Source organism: Paenibacillus massiliensis subsp. panacisoli DSM 21345 (genome assembly GCF_000426545.1).
Lineage (GTDB): Bacteria > Bacillota > Bacilli > Paenibacillales > Paenibacillaceae > Paenibacillus > Paenibacillus panacisoli.
Genome location: NZ_AUFO01000023.1, coordinates 98,314 through 107,231, shown reverse-complemented (window position 1 = coordinate 107,231; position 8,918 = coordinate 98,314). Strand labels below are relative to the sequence as shown.

5 protein-coding genes are annotated in these 8,918 nt (G+C 47.9%); 1 reads left to right on the top strand and 4 read right to left on the bottom strand.

Features of this window, described 5'->3' with window-relative positions; translation table 11 throughout:
- Window positions 1-420: 420 nt before the first annotated feature.
- From K331_RS0118730 to gyrA, 3 genes are all read right to left on the bottom strand, one after another.
- Window positions 421-1,173, bottom strand: a complete 753-nt coding sequence (locus K331_RS0118730; RefSeq protein ID WP_208115210.1) for an SDR family NAD(P)-dependent oxidoreductase — start codon at window positions 1,171-1,173, stop codon at window positions 421-423.
- A gap of 221 nt (window positions 1,174-1,394) precedes the next feature.
- Window positions 1,395-2,519 (bottom strand): HD-GYP domain-containing protein, encoded by a 1,125-nt coding sequence (locus tag K331_RS0118725; protein ID WP_028591503.1) that lies wholly within the window; start codon window positions 2,517-2,519, stop codon window positions 1,395-1,397.
- Between the two features lie 293 nt (window positions 2,520-2,812).
- The gene (gene gyrA, locus K331_RS0118720; RefSeq protein ID WP_028591502.1) at window positions 2,813-5,344 is read right to left on the bottom strand and encodes a DNA gyrase subunit A; all 2,532 of its coding nucleotides are present in this window, start codon (window positions 5,342-5,344) and stop codon (window positions 2,813-2,815) included.
- Between the two features lie 455 nt (window positions 5,345-5,799).
- Between gyrA and K331_RS0118715 the strand changes: the two genes are divergently transcribed.
- Window positions 5,800-6,675, top strand: a complete 876-nt coding sequence (locus K331_RS0118715; RefSeq protein WP_028591501.1) for a YheC/YheD family protein — start codon at window positions 5,800-5,802, stop codon at window positions 6,673-6,675.
- Between the two features lie 284 nt (window positions 6,676-6,959).
- Here K331_RS0118715 and gyrB read toward each other — a convergent pair whose 3' ends face one another.
- Window positions 6,960-8,870, bottom strand: coding sequence for a DNA topoisomerase (ATP-hydrolyzing) subunit B (gene gyrB / locus K331_RS0118710; protein WP_033412258.1), 1,911 nt, complete (start codon window positions 8,868-8,870; stop codon window positions 6,960-6,962).
- Between the last annotated feature and the right edge of the window lie 48 nt (window positions 8,871-8,918).

The window sequence follows — 8,918 nt, the reverse complement described above, 5'->3', positions numbered from 1 at the left end:
ACATGTACCAAAAACCTTCGCGTTGGATTTTGCTTCACAAAATCCGCTCACTCGTTGTTCAGTTTTCAAAGATCAACCGTAACACTTTTCATATCTCGTCGCTGCATTCTCTCGAACAATCAGCAACTTTTATATTGTATCATCTTCTTTTGAAGAGTGCAAGCTTTTTTTATTTTTTATTTTGCTTTGCACTAGTTGATGATACATCACCGTTTTCAGCGGCAAGAAACAATATACCATACATATTAACTCGATTGCAACCTGTTTTTTAAAAAAATTCATAGTTTCCTTTAATCCCGTACACCAGATAGGATGTATGCTTCACATATAGCAGGATTAGTCCCGTGGCAACCTTGAGACCCTTCATATGAAGTACAACAGTGAGCTCACATCTCTGTAGCAAGCATAGTTGAAGACGCCCTAGTTCATATATGTCCCACCATTCAGATTAATGGCCTCTCCAGTAATAAAGTCAGACATGGAGGACGCCAGGAACAGTACAGCGTCAGCAACGTTTTGTGGCGTACCTAACTTACCAAGCGGAATTTTACTTAAGACACTCTCCCGATATTCCGACGTCCACTGCTGACTCATATCCGTATCAATAGGCCCCGGACATATGGCATTGACATAGATATTATGCTTGGCCATTTCCAATGCTAAGTGCTGGGTAAGATAGTTAACCCCCGCTTTGGACGTCCCATATGAGGGTGCAGCATTCCTGTGCGGCGTCTTAGCTGTCGTAGAGGTCACGTTGACAATCTTACCATACTTCTGGTCAATCATATGCGGTATTGCCGCCATACACGTATAAAGTGTACCATTCAGATTAATATCCAATACCTTTCTCCAATCCTCCTCAAGATCCATATCAAGAGTTGGAGTTCGCCTGTTAATGCCTGCATTATTAACTAGAATATCAATACGCCCAAATTGCTCCATGGCCAACTGAGCCATTCCCTGTGCAATCTCTTGAACCGACACATCTCCTACGTATATAACACAGCCTGATCCAAGGGCCTGTATCTCAGCTGCTAGCTCCCTTAGCAAATCTTCACGGGTACCATTAACGACAAGCGACGCACCGTGCATAGCCAGTGTAAGGGCAATCGCCTTGCCGATACCACGACTTGCCCCCGTCACAATCGCGATTCGTCCTTCCAGCAGCATCATGCTTCACTCTCCTTTTCATCTGCTTCGACTTCTATAAAGCGTTTACAACAAAATTATAAAACATGCTATTTCATAAAAAAAGCCCCAACATCCGTAGATCGAATCTGCAGCAGAATCGTATCCGAGGTTGGAGCTCTGAAGTCACATGTTATCCTAGCTTGAGCTTGCGTCATAGCATAATTAGATAATGACTAGTCTCTGGACTACATTATAGCCCTACGTTAAACAATGATATCCTCAATGTGCAGATCAAGACGCTGCACCAGATTGATAATCTCATCGCCGAGATTTACCATCGGCCGTGTAGGATGATCACGATCTGCAAAAATAATTTCCCCAACTCGCTGATCATTCAGACGCACCTTGGTCCCATTGGACAGTTGAGTAACCTTGCTAATAAAAATACGTACAATAGACGGGTCCAGCTTGCCGAAGGCTTCACTTTGAATCTGCTCCAGTACCAAATAAGGAGACTGTGCCTTTCGGTATGTCTTATGCAGTGTCATCGCATGAAAAATATCCGCCACACTCACAATACGTGCATAGATATGCGTCTGTGATTCCTTGAGATGTAGCGGATAGCCACTACCATCCACCTTCTCATGATGTTGAAGCGCTGCAAGTCGCACTCCTTCATTGATGCCCTTCACATTTTTGAGTAGCTGATAGCCATACGTAGTGTGCTGTCGCATTTCATGTAACTCTTCTTCATTAAGCGGAGAGGGCTTGTGGATGACCGCAGGATCTACTTTTGAATTACCAATGTCATGGAACAATCCGGCAAAAGCCACCTGAATCCAGTCCTTCTGCGGCAGTCCGATCCATTGGGCAAGACAATAAGATGTCAGAGCCGTAAGCACTGCGTTATGGTAGACATATTCGCTTTCCTTCATGGAACTAGGTGTAAAAGTTATCACGTTGTAGCGATCGATCTGCTCCAGCATAGACTCCAGTTGGGCCCGAAGCTCATAGATGGAGAGATCGGATACTAGTACAGTTTGGAACGCGCTCTTAATATGATTGATCATTTTGTCATACTGCTGGTCGAATGAAAGAGTCTTGGCCACGGTAACGCCAGCCTTATCACTTAATGAACCCTGAGTGGCGGAACTGGAGGAATTCGAATCCGTTGATGTTTTGGCTGGAGCTTCATTCACTCGTCCTTTATTTGAGTGGCCCTGTCCTTCCGTTACGATCTCAACCTCATCAATCAGAAATGCTTGCAGAATCTCAATATCTCGCGGAAGCAGCACATGCTCCTTCGAAAGCAGCACACTTCCATACTCGGTGAATACATCCTTGGCCAATTTACTACCTGCCGACAACTCTTTAACGGATATGATCATATCGAACCTCGCTTATGTCCTGAAATTATGTCATGCGCCTTGCGCTGCTCTTTTTTCCTAATCTACACTCCATTATATTACTGCCGTAGAACACTGTACATGCTATTCCCAACCTTGTTCACAGGCCATAAGACCTATATTACAAAAAAACCTCCTGCAAAGAGTCACCAAATAAGGTGCGCTCTCTGCAAGAGGCTTGTCTGGATTAGTTAGCTATGCTATAGGTGTACTTCTAATGTCTTCAGTTAGACATATTCTGAATCACTTGGTATGACAGTCTGATAGGCTACGGCTTATTCAGCGTCGCCGCCTGATTCGTTGTCAGTCGTCTCCTCAGAGCTCTCTATTGCTTCTACATCAGAGGAGAAGCCCTCCTCATTCAGTTCCTCGTGTTCTTGCTCCTCATTCTTATCAGCACGGCACACGGTAGCGACTGCATCATCCTCGCGGATATTGATCAGCTTGACCCCCTGTGTATTCCGTCCCATCGTCGAAATTCCTTCCATGCTCGTCCGAATCAGGGTTCCGCTAGCGGTAATGATCATCAGATCCTCTTCGTTCTTCACGATCTTCAGGCCAACCACTGCGCCATTCTTGTCTGTGACATTGATCGTCTTGATCCCTTTACCGCCACGGCTCTGTACACGATAGTCAGTAACCGGTGTACGCTTACCATAGCCTTTGGCAGTAACGATGAGCACTTCGAGCTCCTGATCAACAATGTCCATACCAATGACCTCATCGGTTGGATCCAAGGTAATTCCTTTGACCCCTGTAGCACTCCGTCCCATCGAACGAACATCATCCTCTGGGAAGCGGATGGACATACCACACGCTGTACCAATGATCATTTCCTGTGCCCCATCCGTCAGTTTTACCTCGATCAAGGCATCGTCCTCACGGAGATTGATGGCAATCAGTCCACCCTTACGGATGTTCACATAGTCCTCCAGCGGCGTCTTCTTCACAATCCCCTGCCGTGTGGCAAAGAACAGGAATTTGTCATTCTCGAACTCTTCCACCGGAATGACCGCATTGATGGACTCACCCTGCTCAATCTGAATCAGGTTAATGATCGGTGTCCCGCGGGCTGTACGACTCAGCTCTGGAATCTCATACGCCTTGATTCGATACACCTTACCCTTATCTGTGAAGAAGAGCAGATGATGGTGAGAGTTCGTTACGAACAGATGCTCCACGAAATCCTCTGTCTTCGTATCCATCCCCACAACGCCACGTCCACCACGCTTCTGGTTACGATACGTGGTAACTGGCAGTCGCTTGATATAGCCTGTATGGGTAACGGTTACGATGACATCCTCACGCGGGATCAAGTCCTCATCAAGAATGCTCTCTTCCCCTACTGTAATCTCCGTTCTGCGTTCATCGGCAAAACGGGATTTCAGCTCTTGCAATTCCTCACTGATAATATTCAATACGAGATGCTCATTCGCCAGAATCTCGCGGTACTCCGCAATCTTCAGTAGCAGCTCGTTATATTCATTCTCAATCTTCTCGCGTTCCAGTCCTGTCAGACGTTGCAGACGCATATCCAGAATCGCCTGGGCCTGCTCATGACTAAGGGAGAAACGGTTCATCAGTCCGTCACGCGCAGCATCTGCTGTCGCAGAGGAACGGATCAAGGCAATGACCTCATCCAGATGATCCAGCGCTATTCTCAAGCCCTCCAGAATATGAGCACGAGCCTCAGCCTTCTTCAGATCATACTCGGTCCGGCGACGAATAACTTCGATCTGATGCTGCAAATAATGATACAGCACATCACGAATATTGAGAATCTTAGGTTCTTTATTAACGATAGCGAGCATGTTGATACCGAAGGTAGATTGCATCGCTGTATGCTTGAACAGATTGTTAAGCACGACATTCGGATTGACATCCCGGCGCAGCTCGATAACAATCCGCATCCCGTTACGATCCGATTCATCCCGCAGGTCGGTAATACCTTCAATACGCTTATCACGAACGAGCTCAGCGATCTTCTCTACCAATCTGGCTTTATTGACCTGATAAGGCAGTTCACTGACGATGATTCGGGCTTTGTTACCGTTCTCCTCGATCATCGTTCTCGCGCGCATAGTCACGGAGCCACGCCCGGTCTGATACGCCTGACGGATGCCAGAGCGTCCCAGGATGTAGCCTGCTGTTGGGAAATCAGGGCCTTGAATGTGATCCATCAATTCCATAGGCGTAATGTCTGGGTTCTCAATCATGGCCTGTACGCCATCAATTACCTCACCCAAGTTATGAGGCGGAATGTTCGTGGCCATACCTACAGCAATCCCGCCTACCCCGTTGACCAGGAGGTTCGGGAAGCGAGCAGGTAGCACGGCCGGCTCACGCTCTTCTCCGTCATAGTTAGGAATGAAATCGATCGTCTCTTTGTTGATATCGCGCAGCATTTCCATAGCGATCTTGGACAGCTTGGCCTCCGTATAACGCATCGCCGCAGCCATATCGCCGTCTACGGAACCGAAGTTCCCATGACCGTCTACCAGCATGTAGCGCAACGAGAAATCCTGAGCCATCCGTACCATTGTCTCATAGACTGCAGAGTCACCATGAGGATGGTACTTACCGATGACCTCGCCCACGATTCTGGCTGATTTCTTATAGGGTTTGTCCGGAGACATCCCAAGCTCAGACATCGCGTATAAAATACGACGGTGAACCGGCTTTAATCCGTCCCGTACATCAGGCAGAGCACGGCTGACAATAATACTCATCGCATAATCCATGAAGGATTCGCGCATCTCTAGGCCGATATCTCTGTTAATGATTTGCGGGTTATTTTGATCCGCCATGCTGGACCTCCTCTTTCTTTACCACTCTTCGTAATTCTGATTTCACTATATGTGAAAAGCCTTACAAATGCCTACTGAATCCGATCCTTCGGCATGCAGCCCAAAACGCCGCACAGGCATGCCAATACAAGGTCATACCTCTTCTAATTATATTATTTTCACAAATAGATCACAATTAAACGTGGCTTATTCAGGGTTTGCAACGAAATCCTTAAGAACTGGGGATTCGCCCTACCCACTATAGGTTTTCGACATACAATTACGTATACGGTTTTTTGTCTATCATGACGTAAAGAAGTATGTCCTTATACAAACATCCGAAAAACGCCGTATTCACCTATTATACCACTGTTTATTGAAAATGTCCTTTTGTTTTACTTAATTTGGAAATTGATTGTTAAAGTAATGACTTTTTATCTGCAAGGGTATGAAAATTACAGAAAGGGTGATCTTCCTTGTCCATTCAGCGGGTATCCAGCAAATGGGACAAAACGAAAGTAATCTTGAACCATCCCAAATTAGCCCCCTATATTCCCGATACCAGGTTGTACAGTCCTGACCATCTCAAAGAGATGATAGAGATGTATGACACTGTCTACATCAAGCCGGACTGTGGCACCTTCGGACATGGCGTCATGCGAGCTGAGAAGGAGCGAAATCCCCTCTTGCATGTATCGCCACCGGTCAGCATACCACCCAACTATAGCTATAGCCTTCGTTATGGCGTTCAAAAGGAGGAATACTCGACCCTGGAGGAGCTCCATCAGGCTATATCCACCCATATCAAATCTAAGGTATACCTCGTTCAACAGGGGATCCAACTGCTGCGTTATCAGGATCGTTCCTTCGATCTGCGTGTGCTCACACAGAAGAATCTACGCAATGAGTGGGAGAGCACCGGGTTCATCGGCCGTGTGGCTGCGCATGGTAAAGTAATCACCAACTATCATAGTGGAGGTGCGATCGGAGAATTCCATACGCTTCTCTCAGCCCACACAGATGTCATGACGCAGGCTCGTCTAAAGCGCAAGTTAGGAGTGCTTGGTGAGAAGATAGCAGAGCAGCTGGAGCAAGCGTATCCACGTATCAAGGAAATTGGGCTGGACGTCGCTTTGGATCAGCAGCTCCACCCCTGGATTCTTGAAGTGAACACCTTGCCCTGTCTGTATGTCTTCGGCAAGCTATCTGACAAGGAGCCCTATCGCCGTATCCGTAAATATGCCATCGCTTACGGGCGCATAACCAGCTCTGGTTCTGGACGCAAGAAAGGCACTACCAACCGCAGTAGCCGCAAGACGGCCCCTGTCACCTGGAAGAGACAACAAGCGTAGCCCAAGCTGAAGCTTCTGGAACAGAGAGTCGTGTGACCAATATGTAGAGATGATCAGTAGAGGTGCTACTAAGGGAGAAGGTAAGTACAGGAGGTATTACTCCTACAACGAGCTACAGTTAATTTTCTGGCTACGCATTACGCCTATCTGGGTGCATCTTATTAAGCTAAAAGGCGCCCAGATGGGCGCCTTCACACATGAATACAGTGTGTTTATTACAGGGCAGTTGCACATACCAGCAAGCTCTTATGCCAGAATTGCGAACTCGCCTTTTTACACTTGGTTTATACGTCCAGGTTCTTCACGTATTTCGCGTGCTCCTGGATAAAGTTACGGCGTGGCTCTACGTTATCGCCCATCAGCGTATCGAACAGGGAATCTGCCAGCATGGCATCACCGATGGATACCTGAAGCATAGTGCGGCTCTCAGGGTCCATGGTCGTCTCCCACAGCTGCGCAGCATTCATCTCGCCGAGACCTTTATAACGCTGTACGTTCAGCTTGGCCCCTTCACCGAACTCCTGAATGATCTCATCTCGTTCCTTCTCGCTGTTCGCATAACGAACAACCTTATTGCGCTCAATCTTGAACAATGGTGGCTGTGCGATATACACATACCCTGCCTCAATAATCTTGCGCATGTAGCGGTAGAAGAACGTCAGAAGCAGCGTGCGAATATGCGCACCATCGACATCGGCATCGGTCATGATGATGACCTTGTGATAACGTGCTTTGGCGAGGTCAAAGTCATCGCCAATCCCTGTACCGAATGCAGTTACCATCGACCGGATCTCATCACTGGACAGAATTCGGTCTAGACGTGCCTTCTCGACATTGAGAATCTTACCACGAATCGGCAGGATCGCCTGGAAATGACGGTCACGTCCTTGCTTCGCAGAACCACCAGCGGAATCACCCTCTACGATATACAGCTCGGAGATGGATGCATCCTTGGAGGAGCAGTCCGCCAGCTTACCCGGCAAGGAGCTGATCTCCAGAGCACTCTTACGGCGTGTCAGCTCACGAGCTTTACGTGCTGCTTCACGAGCACGGGCAGCCTGCAGCGCCTTCTCGACAATCCGACGGGAGACGGAAGGATTCTCATCCATGAACTCCTGCAGCTTCTCGGCGAACAACGATTCGACAATCCCTCTGACCTCACTGTTCCCTAGCTTGGTCTTGGTCTGCCCCTCGAACTGCGGCTCAGGAATCTTCACGGAGATGATCGCTGTCAGTCCTTCACGCACGTCATCACCAGACAGATTGTTATTGCTGTCCTTGATAATACCCGTCTTACGGGAATAGTCGTTAATGATCCGGGTCAGCGCACTCTTGAAGCCTGATTCATGCGTACCGCCTTCATGTGTATTGATGTTATTAGCGAAGGAATAGATGTTCTCCGTATAGCTGTCGTTATACTGAAGTGCTACCTCTACCTGGATCATATCCCGGGCACCTTCTACGTAGATTGGCTGCTCGTGGAGCACCTCTCTTTGCTCATTAAGGAACTGCACGTATTCACCAATTCCGCCTTCATAGTGGAACGTAGCATTCTCACCCGTTCTTTCATCGAGCAGGGATAGCTTAATGCCTTTATTCAGGAAGGCCAGTTCACGAATCCGTGTCAGTAGCGTCTCATAGATATAGACTGTCGTCTCTGTGAAGATTTCAGGATCGGGATAGAAGGTGGTCTGTGTTCCCGTCTCCTCCGTATCACCAATGACCTTCACATCATACTGCGGAGCACCCCGATGGTATTCCTGTTGATAGACATGGCCATCCCGCTTGACGGTGACCAATACCTTGCTGGACAAGGCATTCACAACAGAGACCCCGACACCATGCAGACCGCCAGATACCTTGTATCCGCCGCCGCCGAATTTACCACCAGCATGAAGTACGGTCATAACGACCTCAAGTGCTGATTTTTTCATCTTGGCGTGCTCGCTGACTGGAATGCCGCGGCCATTATCAATCACGGTAATGCTGTTATCCTGATGGACGATGACCTGTATGGTATCGCAGTATCCGGCAAGCGCCTCGTCAATACTGTTGTCCACTACTTCCCACACCAGATGATGGAGTCCCTTGACGCTGGTTGAGCCGATGTACATACCCGGCCGCTTGCGCACAGCCTCCAGTCCCTCAAGGACCTGGATCTCGCCCGCATCATAAGTTGGTTGATTCATAGACATGCCTTTCACCTACTTCTATAGATTCAATAGCCATAGCTTGGGCTCTAA

Excerpts from the sequence above, each read along its gene's own strand:
- K331_RS0118730 (WP_208115210.1), bottom strand. The coding sequence starts at position 1,173 with ATGATGCTGCTGGAAGGACGAATCGCGATTGTGACGGGGGCAAGTCGT.
- gyrA (WP_028591502.1), bottom strand. The coding sequence starts at position 5,344 with ATGGCGGATCAAAATAACCCGCAAATCATTAACAGAGATATCGGCCTA.
- gyrB (WP_033412258.1), bottom strand. The coding sequence starts at position 8,870 with ATGTCTATGAATCAACCAACTTATGATGCGGGCGAGATCCAGGTCCTT.
- K331_RS0118725 (WP_028591503.1), bottom strand. The coding sequence starts at position 2,519 with ATGATCATATCCGTTAAAGAGTTGTCGGCAGGTAGTAAATTGGCCAAG.